Annotated in this window: 23 protein-coding genes; 9 read left to right on the forward strand and 14 right to left on the reverse strand. The window is 68.8% G+C overall.

Annotated features, from left to right (window positions below):
- Positions 1-10: 10 nt before the first annotated feature.
- The 6 genes from ACFYPC_RS25660 to ACFYPC_RS25685 form a co-directional block, all read right to left on the reverse strand.
- Positions 11-1,045: a hypothetical protein gene (locus tag ACFYPC_RS25660; RefSeq protein ID WP_388680439.1), complete on the reverse strand. Its 1,035-nt coding sequence runs from the start codon at positions 1,043-1,045 to the stop codon at positions 11-13.
- Entirely contained in the window at positions 1,030-1,479 is a 450-nt protein-coding gene (locus ACFYPC_RS25665) for a hypothetical protein (protein ID WP_388680442.1), read from the reverse strand. The genes ACFYPC_RS25660 and ACFYPC_RS25665 overlap by 16 nt, the downstream gene beginning before the upstream one ends.
- A 536-nt stretch (positions 1,480-2,015) precedes the next feature.
- Entirely contained in the window at positions 2,016-2,576 is a 561-nt protein-coding gene (locus ACFYPC_RS25670) for a hypothetical protein (RefSeq protein ID WP_388680444.1), read from the reverse strand.
- Positions 2,573-2,755 (reverse strand): hypothetical protein, encoded by a 183-nt coding sequence (locus ACFYPC_RS25675; protein ID WP_388680447.1) that lies wholly within the window; start codon positions 2,753-2,755, stop codon positions 2,573-2,575. Before ACFYPC_RS25675 ends, ACFYPC_RS25670 begins: the two co-directional genes overlap by 4 nt.
- Complete coding sequence (locus ACFYPC_RS25680; protein ID WP_388680449.1) at positions 2,752-3,414, reverse strand: hypothetical protein; 663 nt, start codon at positions 3,412-3,414, stop codon at positions 2,752-2,754. The genes ACFYPC_RS25675 and ACFYPC_RS25680 overlap by 4 nt, the downstream gene beginning before the upstream one ends.
- A 36-nt stretch (positions 3,415-3,450) precedes the next feature.
- Entirely contained in the window at positions 3,451-3,582 is a 132-nt protein-coding gene (locus ACFYPC_RS25685) for a hypothetical protein (protein ID WP_388680451.1), read from the reverse strand.
- Between the two features lie 112 nt (positions 3,583-3,694).
- Here ACFYPC_RS25685 and ACFYPC_RS25690 point away from each other — a divergent pair, with 112 nt between their 5' ends.
- The 4 genes from ACFYPC_RS25690 to ACFYPC_RS25705 are packed head-to-tail and all read left to right on the forward strand — an operon-like array spanning position 3,695 to position 6,629.
- The gene (locus ACFYPC_RS25690) at positions 3,695-4,339 is read left to right on the forward strand and encodes a hypothetical protein (RefSeq protein WP_388680453.1); all 645 of its coding nucleotides are present in this window, start codon (positions 3,695-3,697) and stop codon (positions 4,337-4,339) included.
- Positions 4,340-4,398: 59 nt separating this feature from the next.
- A complete protein-coding gene (locus ACFYPC_RS25695; protein WP_388680456.1) occupies positions 4,399-4,638 on the forward strand; it encodes a hypothetical protein in 240 nt (79 codons plus the stop codon).
- A complete protein-coding gene (locus ACFYPC_RS25700; RefSeq protein WP_388680459.1) occupies positions 4,635-6,020 on the forward strand; it encodes a hypothetical protein in 1,386 nt (461 codons plus the stop codon). Before ACFYPC_RS25695 ends, ACFYPC_RS25700 begins: the two co-directional genes overlap by 4 nt.
- A gap of 6 nt (positions 6,021-6,026) precedes the next feature.
- A complete protein-coding gene (locus ACFYPC_RS25705; protein ID WP_388680461.1) occupies positions 6,027-6,629 on the forward strand; it encodes a hypothetical protein in 603 nt (200 codons plus the stop codon).
- 41 nt (positions 6,630-6,670) lie between these two features.
- On the opposite strand, the gene ACFYPC_RS25710 is transcribed toward ACFYPC_RS25705, so the two are convergent.
- Positions 6,671-7,222, reverse strand: a complete 552-nt coding sequence (locus ACFYPC_RS25710; RefSeq protein WP_388680464.1) for a hypothetical protein — start codon at positions 7,220-7,222, stop codon at positions 6,671-6,673.
- A 260-nt stretch (positions 7,223-7,482) separates the two neighbouring features.
- Positions 7,483-7,788, reverse strand: coding sequence for a WXG100 family type VII secretion target (locus ACFYPC_RS25715; RefSeq protein ID WP_210881912.1), 306 nt, complete (start codon positions 7,786-7,788; stop codon positions 7,483-7,485).
- Positions 7,789-8,035: 247 nt separating this feature from the next.
- Between ACFYPC_RS25715 and ACFYPC_RS25720 the strand changes: the two genes are divergently transcribed.
- Entirely contained in the window at positions 8,036-12,598 is a 4,563-nt protein-coding gene (locus tag ACFYPC_RS25720; protein WP_388680466.1) for an FtsK/SpoIIIE domain-containing protein, read from the forward strand.
- Between the two features lie 144 nt (positions 12,599-12,742).
- Here the strand turns inward: ACFYPC_RS25720 and ACFYPC_RS25725 are convergent, their stop codons facing one another.
- Positions 12,743-14,482 (reverse strand): serine/threonine-protein kinase, encoded by a 1,740-nt coding sequence (locus ACFYPC_RS25725; protein ID WP_388680469.1) that lies wholly within the window; start codon positions 14,480-14,482, stop codon positions 12,743-12,745.
- 60 nt (positions 14,483-14,542) lie between these two features.
- A complete protein-coding gene (locus ACFYPC_RS25730; RefSeq protein ID WP_388680472.1) occupies positions 14,543-15,391 on the reverse strand; it encodes a menaquinone biosynthetic enzyme MqnA/MqnD family protein in 849 nt (282 codons plus the stop codon).
- 358 nt (positions 15,392-15,749) lie between these two features.
- On the opposite strand from ACFYPC_RS25730, the gene ACFYPC_RS25735 reads away from it, so the two are divergent.
- The gene (locus ACFYPC_RS25735; RefSeq protein WP_037627265.1) at positions 15,750-15,953 is read left to right on the forward strand and encodes a cold-shock protein; all 204 of its coding nucleotides are present in this window, start codon (positions 15,750-15,752) and stop codon (positions 15,951-15,953) included.
- Positions 15,954-16,130: 177 nt separating this feature from the next.
- Here the strand turns inward: ACFYPC_RS25735 and ACFYPC_RS25740 are convergent, their stop codons facing one another.
- Entirely contained in the window at positions 16,131-18,218 is a 2,088-nt protein-coding gene (locus tag ACFYPC_RS25740; protein ID WP_388680475.1) for an acyltransferase family protein, read from the reverse strand.
- A gap of 361 nt (positions 18,219-18,579) precedes the next feature.
- The gene (locus tag ACFYPC_RS25745) at positions 18,580-20,484 is read right to left on the reverse strand and encodes an AMP-dependent synthetase/ligase (protein WP_388680478.1); all 1,905 of its coding nucleotides are present in this window, start codon (positions 20,482-20,484) and stop codon (positions 18,580-18,582) included.
- Positions 20,485-20,954: 470 nt separating this feature from the next.
- Here ACFYPC_RS25745 and ACFYPC_RS25750 point away from each other — a divergent pair, with 470 nt between their 5' ends.
- The 3 genes from ACFYPC_RS25750 to ACFYPC_RS25760 all read left to right on the forward strand — a co-directional run bounded on the left by ACFYPC_RS25750 (position 20,955) and on the right by ACFYPC_RS25760 (position 24,513).
- A complete protein-coding gene (locus ACFYPC_RS25750; protein WP_388680481.1) occupies positions 20,955-22,247 on the forward strand; it encodes a DUF6716 putative glycosyltransferase in 1,293 nt (430 codons plus the stop codon).
- 380 nt (positions 22,248-22,627) lie between these two features.
- Complete coding sequence (locus ACFYPC_RS25755) at positions 22,628-23,620, forward strand: hypothetical protein (RefSeq protein ID WP_388680485.1); 993 nt, start codon at positions 22,628-22,630, stop codon at positions 23,618-23,620.
- Positions 23,617-24,513 (forward strand): sulfotransferase family protein, encoded by an 897-nt coding sequence (locus ACFYPC_RS25760; RefSeq protein WP_388680488.1) that lies wholly within the window; start codon positions 23,617-23,619, stop codon positions 24,511-24,513. Before ACFYPC_RS25755 ends, ACFYPC_RS25760 begins: the two co-directional genes overlap by 4 nt.
- Here ACFYPC_RS25760 and ACFYPC_RS25765 read toward each other — a convergent pair.
- Both ACFYPC_RS25765 and ACFYPC_RS25770 read right to left on the reverse strand, forming a co-directional pair.
- A complete protein-coding gene (locus ACFYPC_RS25765) occupies positions 24,501-25,160 on the reverse strand; it encodes a TetR/AcrR family transcriptional regulator (protein WP_388680680.1) in 660 nt (219 codons plus the stop codon). The two genes, ACFYPC_RS25760 and ACFYPC_RS25765, sit on opposite strands and share 13 nt — an antisense overlap.
- Before the next feature lie 68 nt (positions 25,161-25,228).
- Positions 25,229-25,537, reverse strand: coding sequence for a DUF4229 domain-containing protein (locus ACFYPC_RS25770; protein WP_388680491.1), 309 nt, complete (start codon positions 25,535-25,537; stop codon positions 25,229-25,231).
- Positions 25,538-25,566 lie beyond the last annotated feature (29 nt).

A 25,566-nucleotide genomic window follows, 5' to 3' on the forward strand; every position in this document is an offset into this window, starting at 1 on the left:
CAGTCTTCTACTAGCGGTTCACCGACTGGATCTCCTTGACCGTCACATCCTGCTCGTACGTCGACAGGCCGTCCGGCAGACCCGGCTGCCGCGCGGGACCGTCCGGGTCGGCGGAGTCGGTCCACGTTACCCGCCAGGTGATCGACGCCTCGAAAGGGTAGGTGTCGGAGCCGGAAGAGCGACGGTATGTGACGTTGCAGTCGGCATTCCCGCTGTCGACCGAATAGCCGTCCTCGCCCTTGACAAGGTCGTACGTGCAACTCTGGGGGTCCGCGTCGTCGGTGCCTGCCTCGACCTTGAGCGCGACCGGGGTCGCGATGGTGGTCGCTGCCATCTGTACGCCCTTGTAGTTGATGCTCGCGGTCGTCCACACGCGGTCGAAGTCGCCCTTGAATGCCACTCGCGTACCGAAATTGACGATCAGCCGGTCCGCGCTCGGGCTCAACTCGACAGGCGGCGCGGGCAACTTTGTGGAGTTGTAGGCCAGTTCGGAGAGGATTTCCGGTGTCAGCTTGTTGGGGTCCGGTTGCGGATCGGCCGGGGGAACCCAGATCTCCCAGTTGTCCGTGGTGACAGGACACGCCTCGGTGAAGTTGTCGTCACGGAACTTCACCTGCCACCAAAGGCCCTCATCGCCCTCGTGATACTTCTCCTCTTCCCGCTTCTTGGCGTAACTCGCCGCGGGCTCCAGCGCCCCGCCGTACGCGGACTTCATGAAATCCTCGTACTCCTCCGGCGTGTACATGGGCTCGTACCAGCAGACCGGCGGTTTCCAGTTCGCGTTCGAGGACGTGGCGGTCGTGGTGGATTCGCCCGAACCGGATTTGCTCTGCTTGATGCGGATGTTGGCGCCGATGGTGCCGTTGCCGGAGGTGGCGCCGGTATCGGGGGTTGACTGGTCGGGCTGAGCCGCGCCCTGGTCGTTCGCCGTAGTCTCGCCCGCGTACGCCTCGAAGCCTGTGCCGAGCAGCGCCACGACTAGACCCGCGGCCGTGGTCGTCCGGAGAACCGCATAAGCAGCGCCTGCCCTTATCCCTGCACGCATGCCGCGTCCCCCTTCTTCCAGCTGTGCTGCGTCACCTGCCAGTCACCGGCGGAGTCCCGCACGGCCTGCAACGTGTACAGGACGAAGTCCTTGTCGCTCGGCTGTGTCCGCTGCACCTTGTTCGTCTTGATCTCCTTGTTGTATGCCTTGCTCTGGTCCTCGCAGTAACGAGCCGCCGCCGTGCCGTCCGCGACGTCCGTGACCTTGAAATCGAAGTACCGGTAGTCGCCTGTGACGGTGAGTCCGTCCTTCTTGAATGTCTCGGCGTTCTCGACCCAATAAGTGCGGGCATAGGCCGCGAAGTACCGATTCATGTTCACGGTCTGCCCCTCCCCCTTCGCGAAGGCCTCAATGCGGGCCTGAGCCGCATACGCCGCGTCCCGCAGAATCGCGTCCTTCGTCGCGTCCCCGGTCGGCTCCCTCTCGAAGGTCACCTTGATATCCGAAGGAAGATCGAAAGTCGGCGCACCAGCCTCGGCCGACGCGGAGGCAGACGGCGTCGCGGAACTGGACTCGCCCGAATCCGCTCCCGCGATCTTGTCGTTCCCGGTGTCGGACGAGTCACCACTGCAACCAGTCAAGGACAGGGTGGCGGCAACAATGAGGCAGGCCGAGGCCGTCCTCCGTCGCGTGGTCAGCATGGCAGGGAGTCCTCGGGGCTAGAAGATCGGTGTGCCAAGGGATGATGGCATGAGGGGCGGGTCGGGGACCAAGGGCCGCAGAACAAGGCATCGTTGCTTTGTGGAACGTCGAGCACCGCGGCTGCCTCACTGACTGGCATCACGCGATCCACCGTCCAGGGCGTGGATCCCACGAGCGGGGTGGACGGCCGCTGCCACGGGGCGCCGCCGCGATCCCGACCCCGGACACGGCGAACGCGGAACGAAGTGACCGACGGCCCTGTGTATACGGATGCGGACCGGCAAGCACAAGATCGAGGGCAGGGCGCTCGTACGACCTCACCCCCTGCTCATCGCCCCCGCCCCGCCCGGCTCTTCCCCTTGCCCTTCTTGCGGAGCTTGCGCAAGCGCTCCTGCTCTCTCGCGCGGCGCGCCTCGGTGATCGCGCTGCCCCGGCGGAAGAGGAGCCAGCCCAGGAGGGCGGCTGTCAGCACGTAGGCGAGAAGCGCGGTCCCCGTGCCCGGAATGTACTGACAACTGGATCTGTACGAGGGGCAGTTCCTGCCCGGCAGTGCGGTCAGCACGAACATCGCCGACCCGAGTGCGACTGTCCAGCAGACTGCCGTGCCGATGGTGCGTGCCGTGCGCAGGAGGCGGTTCGCGTCGGGAGCTCCGGACACGAGCCACTGGCCACCGAGCGCGCCCAGAACCGATACCGCGCCGAGAAGGCCGCCCACCGCCCAGGAGCCACCGGGCCAGTCCAGGATCACCGGCGCCGTCTCGCGCACGAACGTCCGCCAGGTCCCGAGCACCAGTACGATTACCGCCCCCGCCGCCACCAGGACGAGGACGAAGGCGGTGATCCCGAACCCGTCCCGCAGCCTCGACCGCCCGCTCTTCCGCTCCGTCACGCCCAATGCAACGTCCCTGCCACCGTGTCGAACAACTCCGCCCCGCGGAACGTCCGCTCGGCCAGGCCGACAATGCCGCGGTCGCGGTCGTCCGGGTCGAGCCGGAGCTGGAACCAGCCCTCCGGGACGATGACATTCTCGTCCTTCGGCGGCGAGGTGAACTCGGCTGCCTTCTTCACTCGGCGTCCCCGCCGGTCAGCGTTTCGGTGCTCCCCGCGGCGAGCGGGGTGACGCGCAGGGTCTGGACGGCCTCGTCGGCGAGGGCGGTGATCTCCTCCGTGCGGGCGATCGCCTCCCAGGTGATCGTGACGACGACGAGGCTCTTCATGCCGGGCGGGAAGACCGCGTACCGAATGAATTCGGTGAGCTTGCGGCCGAGGCCGAACATGCGCTTCACCTTCAGTACCGACTGCACGCGCACGGCCGGCCCAGTGGGCAGTTCCAGGTACGTGACCTGCGGCTCACCGGTAGCCTCGGCGTTCGCCCACTCCAGGAGCAGTGGCTCGACCTCTTCACGAGTGGGGCGCTCCACCCCTTCGTCGCTGTACGAGTCGACCATGAGGTTGGCCAGAGCCTCGCCGCTCTCGGTGTAGTACGCCGCCGCGAGTGTGGGGAGGTCGTCGTTAAGGTCCAGGGCACGCTCGACCATGTCGTCGAAGACCGCGCTGTTCTCAATCTCCAGCGCGGCCGGGTTGAGGCTGTGCACGACCTGCGTGGCCAGCGCCTTGGCCTCGGCCTTCGTGACCTCGTGGAGCGTCAGGTCGATCCATCCGGGCTGGAAATCGAAGCGGCACTCGAAGTGCTCGGCCAGGGGGGCGGCCTCGTCAGGTGTGGTCATACTCGTTTCCTTTCGCGCCGGGTAGTGGTCGTGTGGTCAGCCCAGGAGCGGGTTGAGGTTGCCGTCGAGATCCGGACTGCCCACCGTAATCCCGCCGACGACGACGGACGTACGGCCACCGCTGAGCCCCGCTGAGACGGCTGAAACCGCTGCAGCAAGACTCGCCATAGCGGAACCAGACGCATCGCAGGTAGCGTCCGTGCCCGTGACGCAGCGCTTGCCCCACGCCAGGGCAAGCCGTCACCCCCTCAGGGCCCCGTCGCGACCGAGAGCCACGAGCATGCAGCAGATCACACCGTCCGACCGGACGGCCGAAGCCGGGAACGTCTTCGGCCTGATCACCCCCGAGGACTGGTATCGCATTCCCCTTCAGCCTCAGGAGCACCGAGAGGCGTCCGTAAACGCGCTGATCAAACGGCAGTTCGCAGGTGTGGACGATCAGCCGGTGCTCCGCCGCAAGGCCGAGGAGCAGCTTCTGGGCGCCGCCGAGAAGGGGGCCGACGGGGGTGGCGTAGTGCTCTATCTGTCGTTTCTCGAAGCAGCCGGAATCCCGCTGTCCGCTTCTCTGCTGATTTCCCGCCTACACCAGCGGTTCGACAGCCTTGACGCCGTCGCCGCGCTCGCCGGCAAGGGTGAGGTGGCTCCGGTGCGTCTGCCTGCTGCCGGACGGGCAGCGCGTCGGCGGCGGAGCGAACGGAGTCGGGAAGCGAGGCGGCTGGGTTCGGAGTTCGAGGACACGATCGTGGAGTACTTCGTGCCGGTACCCGATCGGGACGAGGTGCTGATGCTGACCTTCAGCACTCCCCTGGAACCGATCGCGGACGCGATGGCGGAACTCTTCGACGCGGTCGCAGGCACCCTGCGCTGGCGGAATCGGACTGAGGAATCACGGGGTCAACAGGGATCACGGGGGCAACAGGGATGAGCGAGCGACTCAGGGTATCCACCGACGATCTGCGTGCGGCTGGAACGGGCCTTCGGACCGTGGCAACGGAATTCGAAGGCCTGGACAAGCTCATGGACACCTTCGACCGGCGGACGGTCGGACACAAGCTGCTGCAGGAACGGCTTCAGGACTTCTCCGACGGATGGAACGACAACCGCGAGAAGATGATCGAGGAGATCAAGGGCCTGGGCGAGGTGGCCAAGACAGCGGGCGAGGCGTACACCGAGATCGACACGGAGCTCTACAACGCCCTCGTCGGCAAGGACAAGAAGAAGTGACCCGCCCGGCCGACCATCGCTGGGCAGTACTGGGCGAGAGCGAAGACCCGGTGCCGGGTGACGTGTACGACCTCACGGCGCTAGCCAAGCGCTTCACCGCCACGGCGAAGACCATCTCGGACACCGCTGCGGCGCTGCGCCGTCTGGGAGACCAGAAGAGCTGGGACTCCAAAGCGGGCCGGGAGTTCGCCGAGAAGGCCGAGGACACCGCGAAGACCGTGAGCAAGGCGCACGGCCGCTACGAAGAGGCCGGCTCCGCGCTCAAGGAGTACTACACCGAGCTCGAAACGGTTCAGGACGAGGCGGACCGGCTGCTGGGGCAGGCGGAGACGAAGAGCGGTGATCTCTCCACCGCGAAGTCCCAGGCCGACAACCCGCCCGAAAAGACCGACAAAGCCGGCCAGAAGAAGCTCGACACCAAGGTGACAGACCTTCAGGGCGACCTGGACGATCTGCGCGGGCAGCTCAGCACACTCAAGAGTCGTCACAACAAGGCAGGTGACGCGGCCGCCAAGCGCATCCATGAGATCACCGAGAGCGATGACCTCAACGACTCGTGGCTGGACGAACTGCGCGACACCCTGACGATCGTCGCCGACATCGCGGGAGCCGTGGCAGCGGTGTGCGGTCTGGTGGCACTTCTGGTCGGCTGGATCCCGATCATCGGGCAGGCGATCGCCGGTGTGCTGGGCACCATCGCGCTGATCGCGACAGCCATCTCGCTCGTCTGCCACCTGCTTCTCGCCATCAACGGCGACGGATCCTGGGGGGACGTGGCCCTGGATGTTCTGGGGCTCGCCACCTTCGGTGTCGGCCGCGTCTTCTCAGCCGGATCCAAGCTCGCCGCCACAGTCGGCCGCAGCCGCGTCTGGACCGCGGCGGCCCAGTACGTACGCGCTTGGAATCCCGCTCTCGGCTCGGCGGCGCGACGCGCACTTGTCGTGGAAATGGTGGGTGCGCGGGCCGGAGCGACCACGACTGCGCTCCCCAACGTCACCCTGGGCGCCGCCTTCAAGGGCCTGCCTCGTTCCTTCGCCGAGGACCTCGGCACGATCCGAAGCAATTGGGGGGACCTCTTCAAGGCCGGCGACAATCTCTCCGCGGTCCGTGGGGCATGGAGCGCCGGGGGTCTGCGCGGCCTCAGCAGCATGTACGTGGGGCCCGGGATGGTCGACGAACTGGCGCGTATCAAGAACATCAAGCCGGCGGATCTGAACCTCATCGGGACGCCTGACGCCTTCAAGCAGGCCCTCCAGTACAACTCATGGGCTCTCGGGGCGACCGGTACCGGGGCGGCCTCGGACACCAAGAGCTTCATCGGGCTCTTCGGCAGCAACGACATCGATGTGACCGGTCCCGATGCCTCGCTGGCCGGAAGGTAGCCGCTCATGCACATCACCGCAGATCCCGCGGTCTCGGACTGGCACCAGTGCCGGGTCACGCTGCCCGCACCGCACAACTGGCTCGTTCTCGACCTCACCGCCAAGCAGCCGGAGACGTGGGCTCGGACCGTGGCCGACGGTCACCTCACGGTGGACGCCCCCGCCGAATGGCGCGAGGCGTTCGCCGAGGATGTGCTCTGGTACTGGGTGGCCGCCGCACGGCAGAAGGCGCTCTGCGCGGCTCTTCTCACGCCGCAGGACAGCGGCGTCGTCGCGTTCTACGCCGTACGGGAGCTGACCGTACCGCCTCAGGCGCTGCGCCTGGACGTGCTGCGCGCCGAAGCCGAGCGTGCCGAGGGACCGTCCTTCCGGCCCCCTGGCATCACGGAAGTCGAGCTTCCACTGGGCGCCGCGCTGCGTGTCCATCGCGTGGAGCCCACGGCTCCCGATGCCGGCCACGGCTCCGTACTGGAAGGCGTGGCCCACTACGTCCTCCCCCGGGCGCATCCCACCGCCTTGGAGTGCCGGCTCCTCTGGGGCGCGCTGGGTCTCGGTGAGGAACTGGGGAAGATCGCGGACGAGTTGGCGACTTCAGTCCGGCTTGTCTGAACCGTGGCAACTTCAGACGGACTTGTCCGAACCTGAAAACGTCAGTCCGACTTACCTGAACCGCCCGGGCCACGAGAGGTGCCGAGCAGCCCTCCGATACCCCCCAACCCGAACCGCTCCCACGGGATGAGCGCAAGCGGCACCCAGCTGAAGCCGACGAGGAAGACGCTCAGCAGAGTGACAAGCCCTATGGGAAGGATCCAGCCGAGCTGGGCGGCAAGCAGGGAGACGATCAGGAGGTAGACGGCGAGGACGAGTACGCCGAGCATCTTGAGCAGGGCCTCGCCGGGCCCGAGCCTGGGCCTCGCCTCGGTCCCCCGGACCGCCGCGAACAGGGTCAGCGGCAACAACAGCCCCGTCAGACCGCCCGCGCCGATGCCTCCGACGACCACCGCATTGCGTCCGTCGCCGGGGACCGCCGACGACAGGAACGAGTCGCCCGCCAGGCCGAGGGCCAGGGCAACGCCCGCATAGGCCCCGAGCGTCATGGTCGCCAGAACGAGCAGCAGCCCCGCACCGAAGGCGACGTTCCCCGCGAGCGAGCGCCCAGGACTCTGCACCCGGGCCGCCCCGGGCCCTGATCCAGCAGACATGGGCTCTCCCATTCTCACGAGGTCGGTAGAGGATAGCTGGCCGTGCGGGCGAGGAGCAGATCACCCGGAAGGGGAATGCGGCGGCGGTACCACTTCTTCACTCACCGTGAATCCGCCGAACCCGCCGAAGCCACCAAGCCCACTAAGTTCACCGATCCCCCGATCCCCCAATCCACCCGCCACAGCCCGGTGCGATGGGGCCAAGAAGCACCCCATCGCACCGGAATGTCTGTGTCAGTGTCTGTATGCCGAGGGCGGACTCAGCCCTTGACGCCCTTCGCCAGCTCGTCGTCCAGGTCCTGGTAGGCCTTGGCGGCGCTGGTCAGGAACTTGGACATGCCCGTGAGGCCGTCGATCGTGTCCTTGGCGCCCTTCTTGAACTCGGTGAAGGAGTCCTCGAAGGCCTGCGAACCCTTGCGGGTGGTGTAGCCGTCCTTGACGAGACCCTGGATGTAGCGCTCCAGGGCGTCGAGCTTCTCGTCGATCTTGTCCTTGGCGTCGGTCAGCTTGGTCGCCGCCTTGTGCATCTCGTCATAAGTGATATCTGCGTCTTTGCCGCCGGCCATGTGGCGTCCTCCGTAGCTCAAACTTGCCGCAGGGCCAACCCCCGTGGCTCCCGTTGCGGATGATGCGATCGTCCGCCGAGTCTGCAGCCTACTCAGGCCGCTTGCAGGAGCACACCCCAGATCTCTCAACAGCCTCCAGGGAACCAGCACACAGGCCGTTGCCTGCGGGAAGGGGCAAGAGGCTATCGTCGGGGGCACTGTGGCCCGCGTTCCGAAGCGGTGTCGGGGGTTCCTGGGGAGGACGATCGTGCGCCTGACTCTGACCGTTGTCGATCCGCTCGGCGGTGCCGACGCCGACGTGGTGCTCGACGCGGATCCCGAGTCCACCGTGGGGGACATCGCCAAGGAGCTGGCCACCCATGTGGGGTACGGCGGCGGTGCGCAGATCATCCCCATCGGTCAGCATCATGCCTCCGGCGGCGGAGCACCCGTCACCTACGTCGACGGGTATCCCGTCGATCCGTCCGCCACGATCGGGACCTCGCCGCTGCGCGAGGGCGCCATCGTCAGCCTGCACGATCCGGCCGGCTGTCTGCCCGGGGAGCCCACCGGGCTCGTCGAGCTGCGGGTGGCCGGTGGTCCCGGCGCCGGCGCCGTCCACCGGCTCGGCATCGGGCGCTACGACATCGGCAGCGGTTCCGTCTCCGCCCTGCGGATCGACGATCCCGAACTTCCGCAACGGGCCCTCTCGTTGTCAGTTGCAACCGACGGAACCTGCCAGGTCGCCGTACACGGGGACAAGGAGGGCGTCACGCTCGACGGGGAGAAGATCGACGGCGACGAGTGGCCGCTGGGCAGCCAGGTCGCCGTCGGCAACACCCTCCTGGAGCTCGACCGGTACTCGCCTCCGAACGCCGCTCTCAAGTGGTCCGAGGACGGCGCCGGGCTCGACTACAACCGTCCGCCCCGGCTCCGCCCGCCGGAGCGCCAGACCAGGTTCAAACTGCCCGCGCCGCCCCGCGACTTCGAGGCACGGCCGCTGCCCTGGCTGATGGCCCTGACCCCGCTCGTGGGTGCCTTCGTAGCCGTGATGATCTTCGGGCGCTGGTACTACCTGATCATGGCTCTGCTCAGTCCGCTGATCCTGTTCGGCAACTACTTCATGGACAAGAAGCACGGGCGCAAGTCCCATGCGAAGCAGGTCAAGGAGTACAAGGAGCACAAGGCGCGGATCGAGAAGGACGCGCAGGACGCGCTCCTCGCCGAACGGCTCGACCGTCGGCATGCCGTGCCCGATCCGGCCACCGTGCTCGGTCTGGGCACCGGACCTCGTACCCGGCTGTGGGAGCGACGGCGCACGGACGCCGATCATCTGCTGCTGCGGGTGGGGACCGGGCAGTTGGGCTCCGAGGTCGTGCTCGACGACCCCGAGCAGGACGACCACAGGCGCGAGGTCACCTGGCAGATCGAGGACGCCCCGGTGGCGCTCCCGCTGGCCGAACGGGGCGTGATCGGCATCGCGGGGCCGGGCGATTCGCCGCAGGCGCTGGGGCGTTGGGCCGTGGCACAGTGCGCGGCGCTGCACAGTCCCATGGACGTCCAGTTCTACGTGCTCACCGAGAACGGCGCCCAGGACAGCTGGGACTGGGTCCGCTGGCTGCCGCACTCCAGGCCCTCCGGCGCCCAGGACACCAACGTGCTGATCGGCACCGACGCCGAGACCGTCGGCGCCCGCATCGGCGAGCTGACCCAACTGCTCGACGCGCGCCAGAAGGCGGCCAAGGAGAGCGGCCGCCAGGCGACGTTCAGTGACCCCGACATCGTGGTCGTCTGGGACGGTTCGCGCAGGCTGCGGTCGATGCCCGGTGTCGTGCGACTGCTGCGCGAGGGTCCCGCGGTGTCCATGTACGCGATCTGCCTGGACGCCGAGGAGCGGTTCCTGCCCGGCGAGTGCCAGGCCATCGTGATCGCCGAGCCGAAGCCGCAGGAGCATGCCGCCGCCCACACCTCGGCTGCCGCAGCCGCGGCCCCCGTGGCACAGGCGGGCGGCTTCCCTTCCTTCCACGCCTGGCATGCCGCCGAAGCCGACGACTCCCGGTCCGGCACGCAGAAGGTGCTCGAACTGCGGCTGCGCGTCGAGCAGACGGGCACGGCCCGGGTGAGGAACGTACGGCCGGACTTCGTCTCCCCCGCCTGGTGCGCGCGCCTGTCACGGTCGCTGTCCCCGTTGCGCGACATCAGCGGCGAGACCGAGGACTCGGCGCTGCCCGGCTCCAGCCGACTGCTCGACGTGCTCCAGCTGGAACCGCCGACTCGGGACGCGATCGCCGCCCGCTGGCGGATGGGCGGGCAGTCGACGATGGCCGTCGTCGGTGAGTCGTACGACGGTCCCTTCGGCATCGACATCCGGCGGGACGGGCCGCACGGTCTGATCGCCGGTACGACCGGCTCCGGCAAGTCGGAGTTGCTGCAGACCATCGTGGCCGCCCTGGCCGTGGCCAACACGCCGGAGAACATGACGTTCGTCCTCGTCGACTACAAGGGCGGCGCGGCGTTCAAGGACTGTGTGAAGCTGCCACACACCGTGGGCATGGTCACCGACCTCGACGCACACCTGGTGGAGCGGGCGCTGGAGTCCCTGGGCGCGGAGCTGAAGCGCCGCGAGCACATCCTCGCCGCCGCGGACGCCAAGGACATCGAGGACTACCAGGACCTCGTGCGCCGCGACCCCTCGCTCGCACGCGTGCCCCGACTCCTCATCGTCATCGACGAGTTCGCCTCGATGGTGCGTGATCTGCCCGACTTCGTGGCCGGTCTGGTCAACATCGCCCAGCGGGGCCGCTCGCTGGGCATCCACCTGCTGCTGGCCACCCAGCGGCCGAGCGGTGTGATCTCCCCCGAGATCCGCGCCAACACCAACCTCCGTATCGCGCTGCGCGTGACGGACGGCGGCGAGTCCAGCGATGTCATCGACTCCCCCGAGGCCGGGCACATCTCCAAGAGCACACCGGGGCGCGCGTATGTGCGCCTCGGGCACGCCTCGCTCGTGCCGTTCCAGTCGGGCCGGGTCGGTGGTCGCCGTCCCGGTGCCGCCGATCCACAGCTGCTCGCCCCGTGGGCGGGACCGCTCGGCTGGGCGGACCTGGGCCGGGCCGCGCTGGTGAAGCCGAAGGCCGAGGCGCGCGAGGAGGAGGAGATCACGGACCTCAAGGTCCTGGTCGACGCGGTGCGGGAGGCCAATCAGGCGCTCGGCATCCCCGCCCAGCACAGCCCGTGGCTGCCCGCGCTCTCCGAGACGCTGCTGCTCGACGAGGTCGAGGTGCCGAGCACCCTGCTGGGTCCGGGCAAACTGCCCCCGGCCCCCTACGGTGTCGAGGACCTGCCCGCCGACCAGGCGAGGCGTCCGGTCGTCATCGACTTCGCCTCGTTCGGCCATCTGCTGGTCGGCGGTGCGCCCCGCAGCGGCCGCTCGCAGATCCTGCGGACCATCGCGGGTTCGATCGCCCGGACGCACTCCTCGGCCGACGTGCATCTGTACGGGATCGACTGCGGCAACGGCGCGTTGAACGCGCTGACCCGGCTGCCGCACTGCGGAGCCGTGGTCGCCCGTAACCAGACGGAGCGTGCGGTACGCCTGATCACGCGCCTGAAGAGCGAGTTGACGCAACGTCAGGACCTGCTGGCGGACAAGGGATACGCCGACATCGGCGAGCAGCGGGCCGCCTCCGCCGAGGACGAGCGCCTTCCGTATCTCGTCGTGCTGCTCGACCGGTGGGAGGGCTGGCTTCCGACGCTCGGTGAGTACAACCACGGCGAGCTGACGGACGAGTTGCAGACGATGATGCGCGAGGGCGCGAGCGTCGGCATCCACCTGGTCGTCACCGGTGACCGCCAGGTCCTGCTGGGCCGGATGGCGTCGCTGACCGAGGAGAAGTACGGTCTGCGGCTCGCCGACCGCTCCGACTTCACGATGCTCGGCATCAACGCCCGCAAGGTGCCCGAGGAGATTCCTCCGGGGCGTGGCTTCAAGAACGAGACGGCGACCGAGACGCAGTTCGCGCTGCTGTCCGAGGACCTGACGGGTCAGGGACAGGCCGCCGCACTGGCGGCGATCGGCGAGACGGCGGCCGCGCGTGACGCTGAACTGCCCCGCGCGCGGCGCCCGTTCCGGGTCGACGTGCTGCCGAGCCGTATCGCCTTCGCGGAAGCGTGGGAGATGCGCGACCCGCAGACGTCCGCCTCCAAGCTGTGGGGCCTGGCCGGTATCGGCGGCGACGACATCATGGCCTTCGGCCCCGACCTCTCGCAGGGCGTGCCGACGTTCGTGGTGGCGGGTCCGGCGAAGTCAGGCCGCAGTACGACCCTGTTGAACCTGGCACGCTCGTACCTCCTCCAGGGTGTACGCCTGGTCATCGCCGCCCCGCGTCCCTCGCCGCTGCGTGAACTCGCGGGCCAGGACGGCGTGTTGAAGGTCTTCACCGAGGACGACATCGAGAGCGACGACTTCAACGAGGCGATCGAGTCGGCCTCGCCCGAGGAGCCGATCGTGTTCATCGTCGACGACGGTGAGGTCCTGGAGGACTGCGACGCCGAGCGCGAGTTCAAGCGGCTCGTCCAGCGCGGCGGCGAGCGCGGCCTGGCCCTCGTCATCGGCGGTGACGAGGAGGAGGTGTGCGGCGGCTTCTCCGGCTGGCAGGTCGAGGCGAAGAAGGGCCGCCGCGGCATCCTGCTCTCCCCGCAGGACTCCTCCGCCGGCGAACTGATCGGCATCCGTACGACGCGCAGCATGGTCGGCGGCCCGGTGACCCCGGGCAAGGGGCTCCTGCATCTGGGGAACGGGGAGCCGGTCACGGTCACCGTCCCGATGTGACGCGGGGAGTTGGGCGGACGGGCGGACGGGCGGATGGGCGGATGTGCCGACGGGCCGACGGGCCCAGGGGCGGATAGCGGACAGGCCGACGGGCGGACAGACCGACAGGACCGAAGGACCGGTCCGCCCACCGACACCGAGGCTCTACCCGACCTTGGACATCCGAGCCACCGGATCCCCCGCCTCCGGGTTGTCCGTCTCGTACTCGAGGTCGTCCCCGACGGGAGTCAGCCGTACCTCGTGTTCGCCGGTGGTGCACACGTCGCGGTTGGACTCCTTGGCGACGCTCGTGACGACGAGCTGCTTGGACGTCACCTGTTTCAGGATGAGTACGTCGTCGCAGATGCCGCCGATCTGGTCGGTCTGGCGGAAGGTGCCCAACTCCTCGCCCACCGCGGCCTCGTGGACGGTGACGCGGAAGGTGCCCATGGGCAGGGCGCCGCTGAGCGCCAGGCCGTCGCCCTCCCAGGTGCCGAGGTAGGAGGCGGGGACCGACTGGTCCACAGGGGCGGACGCACTCGCCGTCGTGGAGGGGCGGGTGCCCGCCGCCGTGTCGTCCGACTGCGTCGGCTTGTCCGCGCCCGGCAGCAGATCGAAGAGAAACGCCGAGCCCACCGTCACCGCCGCCAGCGCTCCCGCGACCGCCAGAGCGACCGTGCAACTCAGCCTGCGGCCACGGCCGTTCTCACCGGTCGCCGAGACAGCGGCCACACTGACGGAGACCTTGCCGGGACGGTCGGCGGGCGGCGGCGCCGCATCACGCGGCTCGCGTTGATCCGGTACGTGGGTCCCCTGTCGCTCCGGTACGTACGGAGGGCCGGCCGGCGTCATGACGGGCGGCGGCCCGAACTCACCGGCCGCCGACGGACTGCCGCCGCCGACCTCTGCCGCAGGATCGCTGATCACCACCGAGCGGCTGCCGTCGCCGACGCCCACCGAAGGGCTGCTGAACTCCACCGGCCCCGAGGCCGGCGGCCACCCCGTCTCCCCCGTCTCCAGGTTCAGCAGCCGCACCGCGCTGCGGCTGACCTGTTCCACCATCGGCCCCGGCAGCCACCCCGCGGCCACCAGCCGTGCCGTTCCCTCCGGAGCGAGACGCCGGGCCAGGTCGCCCGGCGCCGGCCGCTCGGCCGGGTCCTTCGCCAGGCACTGGGCCGCCAGGTCGCGCAACTCGCCTTCCAGGGAGCCGAGTCGGGGTTCCTCGTGGACCACCTTGTAGAGGAGGGACGCGGAGGAGTCGCCGGGGAACGGCGGCTCCCCGGTCGCCGCGTACACCAGCACCGCGCCCAGCGAGAAGACGTCCGCCTCCCCTGCGACGGTCTTGCCGAGGATCTGCTCGGGAGACATGTAGCCGGGGGAGCCGACCGAGACGCCGGTCGAGGTCAGGGACGCCGTGCCGTCCGTGGCGCGCGCGATGCCGAAGTCGATGAGCAGGGGGCCGTCGAGGGTCAGCAGTACGTTGGACGGCTTGACGTCACGGTGGACGAGGCCCAGCGCGTGGACCGCCGAGAGCGCTTCGGCGAGGCCGGCGCCCAGGACCCGTACGGAATGGAGCGGAAGCGGGCCGCTGTCGGCGACGGCGGCGGCGAGCGACGGGCCGGCCGCGTAGCCCGTCGCGACCCACGGCACCGGCGCCTCCGGGTCCGCGTCCAGGACCGGGGCCGTCCACGCGCCGCCCACCCGCCGGGCGGCCTCGACCTCGCGGCGGAAACGGGCGCGGAACTCCTCGTCGAGCGCGAAGTGCGGGTGCACGATCTTGACCGCGACCGTACGGCCGCCGGCGCTGCGGCCCAGATACACGCGGCCCATGCCGCCGGCCCCCAGCCGGCCGAGCAGCCGGTAGGGCCCGACGACCGTCGGTTCGTCGACTCCGAGCGGCTGCATGGCACCGTCCTCCCCCGTACGCACTGCTGCTAGCAGAGTAGTGCCGTGCGCCCCGGAGCCTCAGGACTCCAGCAGCCGGATGCTCACGTCCGACGGGAATCCGGTGGTCGGCCCGACCCGGCGGGCGAACTCCTGCACGGCGGCCAACTGCGGGCCGCCGAAGCGGAAGTCGAGCGTCGTGAAGTACTGCTCCAGGACCTTCTCGTCGAAGGCCTCCCAGCGTGCCGCCTGCTCGGCGACCTTGCCGACCTCGTCCAGGGACAGGTCCCTGGACGCCAGGAACGCCTCGTGGACCTTGCGGGTGACGGCGGGCTCGCGCTCCAGGTAGTCGCGACGGGCCGCCCAGACGGCGAAGACGAACGGCAGGCCCGTCCACTCCTTCCACATGGCACCGAGGTCATGGACCTCCAGGCCGAGCTTCGGGCCCTCGCTCAGATTGGCGCGCAGCGCCGCGTCTCCGATGAGTACGGCGGCATCGGCCTCCTGCATCATCAGCGGGAGGTCGGGCGGACAGCTGTAGTACGACGGCTGGACGCCGACCTGCTCGGCGAGGAGCAGCTGGGCGAGGCGGACCGACGTACGAGAGGTCGAGCCGAGGGCGACGCGGGCGCCGTCCAGCCGGTCGAGGGGGACCTGCGAGACGATCACGCAGGACATCACCGGGCCGTCGCAGCCGACCGCGATGTCGGGGAAGGCGACCAGCTCGTCGGCGTGCTTGAGGAACTCGACGAGTGTGATGGGCCCGATGTCGAGGTCACCCCGCACCAGCTTCTCGCTGAGCTTCTCAGGGGTGTCCTTGGTGAGCTCGAAGTCGAGGAGCGTGCCCGTTCTCGCGAGCCCCCAGTAGAGGGGCAGGCAGTTCAGGAACTGGATGTGGCCGACGCGCGGCCGGTTGCGAGAATTGTCCACATCGCGAGGCTAGCCCCAGTGGGGTACGGTGCAGGCTTCGGGTTCCCTGAGTGGCTTCGGAAACCATCCGGACCCCTCGTGTCAACCCTTGTGACAGATCTTGGTCCACCGCGACGTCAACCCCGACCCGCCGCTGGTCAAACCTCCGGGTGACGTGATCTTGCCCTCTATTGCTTTCAGCTGCCCGGGTAGCTAAGCTCGCCGCAAGTTGCAGTTTGGTTTCCCTTGCAGTACAGAGCCTGCGGAGCATGTGACCGCGGGCTCTCGTCGTTTTCAGATGAATGCAGTTGTTTACACGCAGATGTTTACACCTTGCAGGTTCTGGAGCAGGGCAACCCTTTGGGCCCAAGGAGGGCTTATGGCTACCGGAACCGTGAAGTGGTTCAACGCCGAAAAGGGCTTTGGTTTCATCGCCCAGGAAGGCGGAGGACCGGACGTCTTCGTCCACTACTCCGCGATCAACGCCAACGGTTTCCGTTCACTCGAGGAGAACCAGTCGGTCTCCTTCGACGTGACGCAGGGTCCGAAGGGCCCGCAGGCGGAGAACGTCACCCCGCTCTAAGCCTGCGGCTCCATGAGCCCCGTGCTTTGAACAGGATCGGATAGCAGTACCCAAGGAGCCCCGCGCCAGCCTGTCGCGGGGCTCCTGCCTTTGCACTTTCGCGCTGTGCACAACCGGAACAGCCGAGGCGCTTCACGCCTCGGCTGTTCCGGTTGTGCACGTTTCTGCCGGCGTCGCCTACCGGCCGGTCAGGTCCTTGCCGAAGAGCTCGGTCAGCCGCTCGCCCAGAACGGGTGCGAGGGATTCCGAGAAGGTCTCGGCCATGTGGCTGTCGTCGCGATAGACGATGGTGTTCCCGACGACCACCGGGCAGTTGTTGCTCGGGGTGCACAACCACGGCTGCGGATCGATGACCGGAATGCCGGTCGCCTTCGCGGCGACCTTGAGCGCGTCGCGCACGTTCGGGTCCTCGATCGCGGCCGGCAGGTGGTTCGCGCACTCTTCCAGAGCCAGCGGATGGTCGGCCGCACAGGTGACGGCGTCGGACTTCGGCCAAGGAGTGTCGAGGATGGTGACCACCTGGGCACCCGTGTTCTGGAGGTCCTCAAGGGTGGCGGTGTCTCCGTCGACCCACTGCTTGTGGACGTCGGTCACCTTCTTGAACGGGTCGGCGGACTCCGAGGAGGAGACGACCACGAGCGCGGGGTGGAGCTCCTTGATCACGTCGATCGCGTTGTGCCGCCAGGTGTCACAGGCCGAGTAGCCCTTGCCCTCACGGACGATGGTGACTTCGGCCATCTTGCAGGACGCCTTGGTCAGCGAGACCAGCTTGAACTGCTGATCGTGGGCGAGCTTGTCCAGTGCGGGGAACCACTGGGCGGCGTGGGAGTCGCCGAGGAGGACGACCGTCCGGTTGGAGGACGTGTCGCCGTAGACGCACGGCTTCGCCTCGGTGGCCTCGTAGTTGGCGTGGCATCCGTCCTTGTAGATCGCGGACCTGAGGTCCTTCACACCGGTGACCGGAGGCGTGAGGTTGTCCGGCAGTTCCGTGCCGGAGTTTTTCAGCAGTGTCGCCAGACTGGCCTGCGGGTCGGGGGCGTCCGTGAGGGCGCCCGCCAGTGCGGGTGCGGACCCCCCGGTGCTGATCTGCCTCGGGAGGGCCGCCACGGCCTGCGAGGACAGAACGACTATGGCCGACAGGCCGACACCGAGCACGAGGGCCCGGTTGGGCCGACCGCGGAACGCCGTGTGGAACCGCACCGGATTCTCGACCAGCCGGAGCGTCGCCACCGCAAGCAGCAGGGCGACCGCGGCCAGCGCCAGGGCGAGCCCGACGCTCTCGGGCCTGCCCAGCGCCGTCGGGCCGATGACCAGGAACGGCCAGTGCCACAGGTACCAGCCGTACGACATCCCGCCCAGCCACACCACGGGCTTCCTCGCGAGCACCAGCCGTGCGTCGAACCGGGCGGGCGAGAAACCGCCGGCGAGGACGAAGGCGGTGCCGAGAACCGGCAGGAGCGCGTGATACCCGGGGAACGGGGTGTTGTCGTTGAAGCGGAGGGCGGCCAGCACGATGCCGGCCATGCCTATCCAGGTCATCGGCGCCGAGAGCCAGGTCGGTATGCGCGCCGGCATCGGTGTCGTGGCCCACATCGCCAGCAGGGCACCGATGCCGAGCTCCCATATGCGGGTGTGTGAACCGAAGTACGCCCAGGACGCCGAGCTTTCCGTCGTGGTCAGGCTCAGCCAGAACGAGCCCAGGCAGAGCACGACCAGGGGCACCGCCAGCAGCGCGCGTCGCTGCCGCGCCAGTTTCCAACTGAGGACGAGGAGCAGCGGCCACACCAGATAGAACTGCTCCTCCACGGCCAGCGACCAGAAGTGCTGGAACGGTGAGGGCGGGCTTCCCTGCTGCAGATAGTCGGTACCGGAGATGGCGAGCCGGAAGTTCACCGCGTAGAAGGCGCTGCTCAGCGCGTCGCTCGCGTACTCGGCCAGGCGGATCTTCGACAGGAAGAGCCAGGCCCCGACAAGCGTGGTGACAACCACCAGGGTTGACGCGGGCAGCAGGCGCAGCGCGCGGCGGGCGTAGAACTTCCGGATCGAGACCTTGCCCGTGTCGGACAGCTCGCGCAGCAGCAGCGAGGTGATCAGGAAGCCTGATATCACGAAGAACACGTCGACGCCGACATAGCCACCGCTGAGCTGGGTCACCCCTGCGTGGGAGAGAACGACCAGCGTGACGGCGAGGGCCCGCAGCCCCTGGATGTCGAGGCGTGGCGAATGTCCTCCGCCGATTCCGTCGCGCGACGGTATGCCGGACAAGTGATCCCCTAGGTAGTTGTCGAAGTGAGCGCGCGCGGCGGCGATGCCCGGGGGCCTTCTCGGCAGCCGAGCATGATCGGCGCTGTGTCGTGCCGGTCGAGTCAATGGTCGATAGAAGTCATGTACACATCTGTTGGTTCACCAGAAGGTGAACAGCGGATTACCTCGCGGTGCGGCGGGGTGTCGACGACCGAGGGGAAGTTGTGTCTGTTTCACCCCGTTCACCCCGGGCCAGGAGCGCCCCCCGGTCCGCGAAGCAGACCGCCGCTCACTGAACGAGTGCCTCGGACTACGTGTCCCACACCCACAAAGGCCAGGACGGGACGCGTGAGCCCAGGGTTCCAACTGTTGCCGGATCATCCTACTTCTCGTAGTCCGCGTACAGACCCTCTATCTCCCGGGCGAAGTCGTGGGCGATCGCGTCCCGCTTCAGCTTCATGGTGGGGGTCAGGTGACCCGCCTCCTCCGTGAACGCACCGGGGAGGACGGCGAAGCGGCGGATGGACTCGGGACGGGAGACGAGTTTGTTGCCCTCGTCGATGGCACGCTGCAGCACGGCCAGCAACTCCTCGTCGTCCATGAGGAGTTCGGCGGGAACCGGGTGCTTGTGGTTCATCTGGCGCCAGTGGGTGAGGCCGTCGGGGTCGAGGGTGATGAGGGCCGTTACATAGGGGCGGCGGTCTCCCAGGACCATGCACTGGGCGATGAGGGGGTGGGCGCGGAGCCAGTCCTGCATGGGGGCGGGGGCCACGTTCTTGCCGCCGGCCGTGATCAGGATCTCCTTCTTGCGGCCGGTGATGGTCAGGTAGCCGCCGTCGTCCAGTCCGCCGATGTCGCCGGTCGCGAACCAGCCGTCCGGGGACGCGTCGACCACGCCGTTCGCGTGGAGATCCCAGTAGCCCCGGAAGATCTGGGCGCCGTTCAGCAGGATCTCGCCGTCGGCGGCTATCCGCACCCGCGTGCCTGGGAGCGGCAGGCCCACCGTCCCCAGCCGGGGTTTGTTGGGAGGGGTGACCGTGGCGGCGGCGGTCGACTCCGTCAGGCCGTACCCCTCGTAGATCTCGATGCCGGCACCCGCGTAGAACGCGGCGAGCCGACGGCCGAGCGGAGACCCGCCGCAGATCGCGTAACGGACTCTGCCGCCGAGGGCGTTGCGGATGCGGCGGTAGACCAGCGGGTCGTACAGGGCACGGGCGGCGCGCAGACTCCGGCCGGGGCCCGGGCCGGTGCCGTGCTGGCGGGCCTCCAGCGCCTCGCCGTACCGCTGCGCGATGCGCGCCGCCCGGTCGAAGGACGAACCGCGGCCCATCTTCTCGGCCGTGGCCCGGCCCGTGTTGAAGACCTTTTCCAGGACATAGGGGATGGCAAGCAGAAAGGTCGGCCGGAAGGAGGCGAGGTCGTCGAGGAGGTACTCGGTCTTGAGGCTCGGCGCATGGCCGAGTTTCACGCGGGCGCGCAGGCAGGCGACGGCGACCATCCGGCCGAAGACATGCGCGAGAGGCAGGAAGAGGAGCGTGGACGCCGGGTCCCGGGTGCCGGCCTTGAAGATCGGGTAGAGCAGCTCGATCGCGTTGTCGGTCTCGGCGAAGAAGTTGCCGTGGGTGACGGCGCAGCCCTTGGGCCGGCCTGTCGTGCCCGAGGTGTAGATCAGGGTGGCGAGCGTGTCGGGGCCCAGCACCCCCCGTCGTACGGCGACTTCCTGGTCCTGGATGTCGCTGCCCAGCTCGGCGAGCCGCTCCACGTGCCCCTTCTCGAACACCCACATATGCCGCAGATCGGGGATGCGGTCACATTCCGGGCCGAGGGCGGCGGCCTGCGCCACGGTCTCGGTGGCGAGCGCGACGGCGCCGGAGTCCTGGAGGATCCAGCGGACCTGATAGGGGGAGGAGGTGGGGTACACCGGGACGGTGACCAGGCCCGCCGCCCAGGCGGCGAAGTCGAGGAGCGTCCACTCGTACGTCGTCCGCGCCATGATGGCGAGGCGGTCGCCGGGGACCAGGCCTTCCGCGATCAGGCCCTTCGCCACCGCTTCCACCTGCGCCGCGAACTCGGCCGCGGTCACGTCCGTCCACTCGCCATCGGGGCCCTTGCGGCTGAGGACGGCATCCTGCGGGGCCACGCTCGCGTTGTCGAACGGGATGTCCGCGAGGGAGCCGTGCGTCATCGGGCCGGCCAGCGGGGGCACGGACACCTCGCGCACAACCCCGTCCAGCCGCCTGATCTCGGGCTCCAAGTGCGCAGGTTCAGAGGGGTACTGACTGGACACAGGGTGGCTCCTTGTCGGCCGAGGCCGGGCGGGGCGAGAAGGCGGAGCCTTATACGGCCCCGGAGGTCGGAGGGTTCAACGGGGAGGGGCGGCGCCAGGGGGCCGACCGAGGTGGGATCGTACGGCTCCGGAGTGTGGGGTTTGTGGGGCCTACGGGCGGGCGACGTGCGGGTTTGCGGTGCGTTCAAGGGCGGAGGCGGTGTTCCACGGTGACCCTCGTCCGCGGGGCCACGCTCGCCCGAAAATGAACAACAGGCAAATTTTTATCAGACAATCGCGCCTCGGCGATATGTCTGCTTTCTACCGACTCTCATGTGAACTAGCAGGTCAGCCAGCCGAGTTCGGAGCCTCTCCCAGTAAGTCCTTGGCCATACCAAGCTTCTGGCAATGCTTCACTCATTCCACCCTCAGGCATCCTTTCTAGCCTCTGTCCCGTGCTGGAACCACGCCAGGAAGGCGCTCCTCAAGACATGTCCCACGCACCCAGACGTATCGCCGTTCTCGCCGATTCGGATACCCGCTGGAAGTGGGGCGCCTCCGTCGCACGGCAGGTCGCACCGGACCACGCTCTCGACGCGTATTTCCTGCGCACGCGGGCCACCCCGACGGAGCGACAGCTCGCCGAGGTCGGCATCGTGCCGGACACCCAGCGCGAGGTCACCGCGGCCGAGCTGGTCGACGACGAGGAGTTCGCGAGCGCCGACATCGTGGTTCTGTCGGTCATCGGCGGTACGGCTCTCGCACTCGTGCACAGCCTCGGCCTGGCATGGCAGTTGCGCCCCCAGCGCCCCGTCACCATCACCGGCTACGTCGGAGTCGTCTACGAGAAGATGGTCGACGGCCTGCTCACCCGGGCGGGCGCCGATCTCGTCCTGGCCAACAGCGGCTACGACTGCGGGCGGTTCCGGAACGTCTTCAGCAACGTGGGCATCGACCCCGAAACGGTCGTCGAGTGCGCACTGCCCTTCCTCGGCGGCGAACCGTACGCGCCGTCCACCGACCGTCCCTTCACACTCACCTTCGCCGTGCAGCCGTCGGTGCCCAGCAGGAAGGAACGGCTCCTCCTCCTGGAGCGCGCGGCCACCCACGCCCGCCGGTATCCCGAGCGCCAGGTCCTGATGAAGCTGCGCAGTCTGCCGGGCGAGCAGACGACCCACGTCGAGGCGAACCCGTACCAGGAACTCATCGAGAACCTGTCCGAACCGGCCCCGCCCAACCTCGAGCTCGTGTACGGCAACATGGGTGAAGTCCTCGACCGCACCGACCTGTTGGTGACCGTCAGCTCCACCGCCGCGCTGGAGTCGATGCACCGGAACATACCCACCGCGATACTCACCGACTTCGGTGTCCGCGAGGCGCACGGCAACCACTACTTCGTGGAGTCAGGCTGCCTCGCCTCCTGGGACGAGCTCGACGAGGGCGCACTGCCTCGCGTGAACCCGGAGTGGGCGGCCGCGCAGGGCATCGGCAAGAGCGACCCGTACGCCGGCGCACGCGCCCGCATCGCCGCGCTGCGCGCCGCGGGACCGCTGCCGCAGCTGCGGCCCTACTACACACCCCAGCGGGCCGGCATCTACCTGAACGGCCTGCTGGCGCGCAACGGCTTCGACGAGAAGGGCAGGCCGCTGCCCGAACAGCCGGACACGCGCGACCGTTCCCTGAAGGCGGTCGTCCGCGGGGTCACCCGCTTCGGTGCCAGGGGGCTTTACCGCGTGGGCCACCAGCGAGTCGCACCGACACTCCGCCGCTGGGCACGGAGCTGAGCCGCGCCGCGGCCGGCACGGACCTGTGCCGCGCCGCGGCACAACACCGTCACGCACGCCCTCGCACCGCGGCCGGCACCGACCTGAGCGGCACCGCGGCACAACACCGTCACGCACGTCCTCGCACCACAGCGTCACGCATGTCCTCGCCCAGCACCGTCAGCTCGTCCTCACACAGAACCGCCCGCACGTCCTCGCCCAGCACCGTCACGCACGCCCTCACATCACAGCGTCACGCACGTCCTCGCACAGCACCGTCACATACTCCTCAGACAGCATCGTCCGCACGTCCTCGCCCCGCACGGTCATGCGCACCCTGCGGGGCTCCGTGATCCGCGCGCCCGCCAGAACTTCGTGATCCGCGACACCGAGGGAAGACCATGACCCGCACTCTCGCGCTCGTCGAAAACCCCTTGCAGTTCCTCAACCTGCTGGAGTGGGCCCTGGGCGAGCACGACGGTGCGCCGGATCCCGACAGGTGCGAGGCGGCGGTCCTGCTGCCGCGCGACCCGGCCGCCCGCCACCAGCTGGGCGTGATGGCGCGGTTGGCGCGCGCGGAGGGCATCGGTGTCGGTCTGTACGACATCCGCAGGGTCCCGGTCGGCTTCCCGCGCGCCCCGGCGGCGCTGGTGGCAAAGCTGGCCGGGGCGGAGCGCCTGGTGATCGGCGACCCGTTCTCGAAGATGGTCCAGCGGCTGCTGCCACTGGCCAGAAGACCGGACCTCGTGCTGGTCGACGACGGCACGGCGACCCTGGAGCTCTCCCGCGGTCTGCTCGCCGACAGCCTGCCGCCGGTCCGCCGGCACCGAAAGAGACCCGCCTCGGCGGCTGCTGTCCGCCTCGCACGCCGGATAGCCCCCGAGGGCGGCGGGCACCTCGAGGTCTTCTCCTGCCGGCCGGCCGATCTCGAGCTGCCACCCGGCTCGATCACCTCGGTCAACACCTACAGCTGGGCGCGGCAGCGGTACGGGCCGCCCCAGGTCCACCCCGGCGTCGACCTGCTCGGCAGCTCGCTCGCCGAGACCGGCCACATCGACTTCGAGCACTACATACGAGCGGTCATCTCCCTCGCCGACCAGGTGAACGCGGAACGCTACTTCGCGGACCGCCGCGAGGACCCGGACAAGCTGCGGCTCATCGCCGAGCATGCCGAGCTGGACATCGTACGACCCGAACTCCCGTTGGAACTGGAGCTGTTGAAGGGCCCGGTCGCCAACACCCTGATCAGCCTGTCCTCCACCCTGCACACCCTGCCGCTCGTGCTGGCCGGTACCGGGGTGGAAGTCACCGTCCATCCGGAGGTCGCGCACTGGCTCGAACCGGGCAGGTCCCAGCGTTCGGCAGCCTTCCTGGAAAAGGAAACGCACACATGACCTGGAACAAGGACCTGAAGCGGACGGCGAAGTCCGCGTTCGAGAGCTGTACCGGCCTGCGCGTCACCCGTGCGCGCAGACCCCTCCCCCACGCCGGGGCCCCGTCCACCAGGCCTCCGGCCGGCAAGGTCACCTCGAGTGCCCGACCGCCCGCCCGCCCCGAAACGGACCGGCTGCTGCGCGCACCGGTGTTCGTGCTCTCCGCGCCGCGTTCGGGCTCGACCCTCCTGCGCGTCCTGCTGAACAGCCACTCGCAGCTGCACTCCCCGCACGAGACCCACTTCCGCCGCGTCACGGTCCGCTTCACCACGGAGCCCGCGAACCAGGCGATGGAGGCCGCGGGCCACAATCTCGCCGACGTCGAGCACATCCTCTGGGACCGGCTGCTGCACCGTGAACTCGCGGTCAGCGGCAAGGAGTTCCTCGTCGAGAAGACGCCGAGCAACGTGTTCATCTGGAACCGGCTCGCCACCTGCTGGCCCGACGCACGCTTCGTGTTCCTGATCCGGCACCCCTACTCGATCGCCCGCTCCTGGCACGAGGGTTCCCCCGAGAAGCGGCCCATGGAGGAGGCGGTGCGGCACACCCTCGAGTACATGCGGACCCTGGAAGAGGCGAGACAGCACCTGTCCGGCCACACCATCCGCTACGAGGATCTGACCGCCGACCCCGAATCGTCGACCCGCGCGCTCTGCGAGCGTCTCGGCATCCCGTGGGAGCCCACGATGACGGAGTACGGGCGACACGACCACGGCACCTTCACCAAGGGCATCGGCGACTGGACGGACAAGATCAAGAGCGGCAGCGTCCAGCCGGGGCGTGCGCTGCCGGACCCGGGCGAGATCCCCGAGAGCCTGCGGCCGATGGCACAGGCGTGGGGCTACCTGGACTGAGGTTCCTCGGCAGTCGGCGACCAGGGGCGCCCCTCCATGAGGTCACCGAGGCCCGCCCAGGCGAAGTTCATCAAGGTCGCCGCGGCCTGCTTCGCCGAGACGCCCGGCGTCGCGTTGGCCCAGGCCGCGAGCGACTCGGCCGCGCCGACCAACGCCTCGGCGAGCCCGGCGACCTCGCCCTCCGCCAGCGACGGGTCGCGGTGTGCCTCACGGGCTGCGACGAGGATCAACCGCGTGACGAACGCGACGAGTTCCTCGCGCATCACGTCGGCCTCGGCGGCGAACGGCTCGCCGTGCGTACGCGCCTGGAGGTGCAGCACGGACCAGCCGTCGGGGTTCTCCGCGGTGTGCGTGAAGAACGCCCGCAGTCCGTCCCAGAGTTGGCGGTCGGCGGGCAGCTCCGGCTGTACGCCCGCCATGACGGCGCCGGTGAGCGCCTCGGCCTCACGCCGGATGCAGGCGGTGAAAAGCTCTTCCTTCGAGTTCAGGTACAGATACACCAACGGCTTGGACACGCCCGCCAGTTCGGCGATCTCGTCCATCGACGCGGCCCGGTACCCCAACTGCCCGAAGGTCCGTACGGCCGCGTCCAGCATCTGCTGCTCACGTACCGCCCGCGGCATCCGTTTGCTCTTCACAGCACCCATGTCGCTCTTCACAGCACCCATGCGCGCAAGCGTACGATCGGCTGCCGCCGACCGTGCGCAGGGTGCTTTCAGGAAGAAGGCTGACCCTGCGCGCCGCCGCGGGCCGCGTCGTCCACGCTGTCCTCCTGGCTGCGGTTCTGCTCCAGGTTGGCCTTGACGCGGTCGACGCGGGCGACGACCTGGGCGGAGGCACGGTCCCGCTCCTTGCGCAGCACGACGAAGCTGATCGGGGCGGAGATCAGCAGGGAGAGCAGGACGATCCACATGTAGTTGGAGTCACCGAAACCGCGCGGGGCGAGACCGAGGGAGACGAGACCCCAGACGACCACGAGGCAGCCCGCGAAGACTCCAAGACGCATCAGCGTGTAGCGGCCCATGTCAATCCACTCTTCCGATCCGAATCCGT

The organism is Streptomyces sp. NPDC005808, from assembly GCF_042871385.1.
Lineage (GTDB): Bacteria > Actinomycetota > Actinomycetes > Streptomycetales > Streptomycetaceae > Streptomyces.

Excerpts from the sequence above, each read along its gene's own strand:
- ACFYPC_RS25685 (WP_388680451.1), bottom strand. The coding sequence starts at position 3,582 with ATGGCGAGTCTTGCTGCAGCGGTTTCAGCCGTCTCAGCGGGGCTCAGC.
- ACFYPC_RS25770 (WP_388680491.1), bottom strand. The coding sequence starts at position 25,537 with ATGGGCCGCTACACGCTGATGCGTCTTGGAGTCTTCGCGGGCTGCCTC.
- ACFYPC_RS25705 (WP_388680461.1), top strand. The coding sequence starts at position 6,027 with ATGCACATCACCGCAGATCCCGCGGTCTCGGACTGGCACCAGTGCCGG.
- ACFYPC_RS25735 (WP_037627265.1), top strand. The coding sequence starts at position 15,750 with ATGGCTACCGGAACCGTGAAGTGGTTCAACGCCGAAAAGGGCTTTGGT.
- ACFYPC_RS25710 (WP_388680464.1), bottom strand. The coding sequence starts at position 7,222 with ATGTCTGCTGGATCAGGGCCCGGGGCGGCCCGGGTGCAGAGTCCTGGG.
- ACFYPC_RS25680 (WP_388680449.1), bottom strand. The coding sequence starts at position 3,414 with ATGACCACACCTGACGAGGCCGCCCCCCTGGCCGAGCACTTCGAGTGC.
- ACFYPC_RS25755 (WP_388680485.1), top strand. The coding sequence starts at position 22,628 with ATGACCCGCACTCTCGCGCTCGTCGAAAACCCCTTGCAGTTCCTCAAC.
- ACFYPC_RS25760 (WP_388680488.1), top strand. The coding sequence starts at position 23,617 with ATGACCTGGAACAAGGACCTGAAGCGGACGGCGAAGTCCGCGTTCGAG.
- ACFYPC_RS25750 (WP_388680481.1), top strand. The coding sequence starts at position 20,955 with ATGTCCCACGCACCCAGACGTATCGCCGTTCTCGCCGATTCGGATACC.
- ACFYPC_RS25725 (WP_388680469.1), bottom strand. The coding sequence starts at position 14,482 with ATGCAGCCGCTCGGAGTCGACGAACCGACGGTCGTCGGGCCCTACCGG.
- ACFYPC_RS25690 (WP_388680453.1), top strand. The coding sequence starts at position 3,695 with ATGCAGCAGATCACACCGTCCGACCGGACGGCCGAAGCCGGGAACGTC.
- ACFYPC_RS25715 (WP_210881912.1), bottom strand. The coding sequence starts at position 7,788 with ATGGCCGGCGGCAAAGACGCAGATATCACTTATGACGAGATGCACAAG.
- ACFYPC_RS25765 (WP_388680680.1), bottom strand. The coding sequence starts at position 25,160 with ATGGGTGCTGTGAAGAGCAAACGGATGCCGCGGGCGGTACGTGAGCAG.
- ACFYPC_RS25660 (WP_388680439.1), bottom strand. The coding sequence starts at position 1,045 with ATGCGTGCAGGGATAAGGGCAGGCGCTGCTTATGCGGTTCTCCGGACG.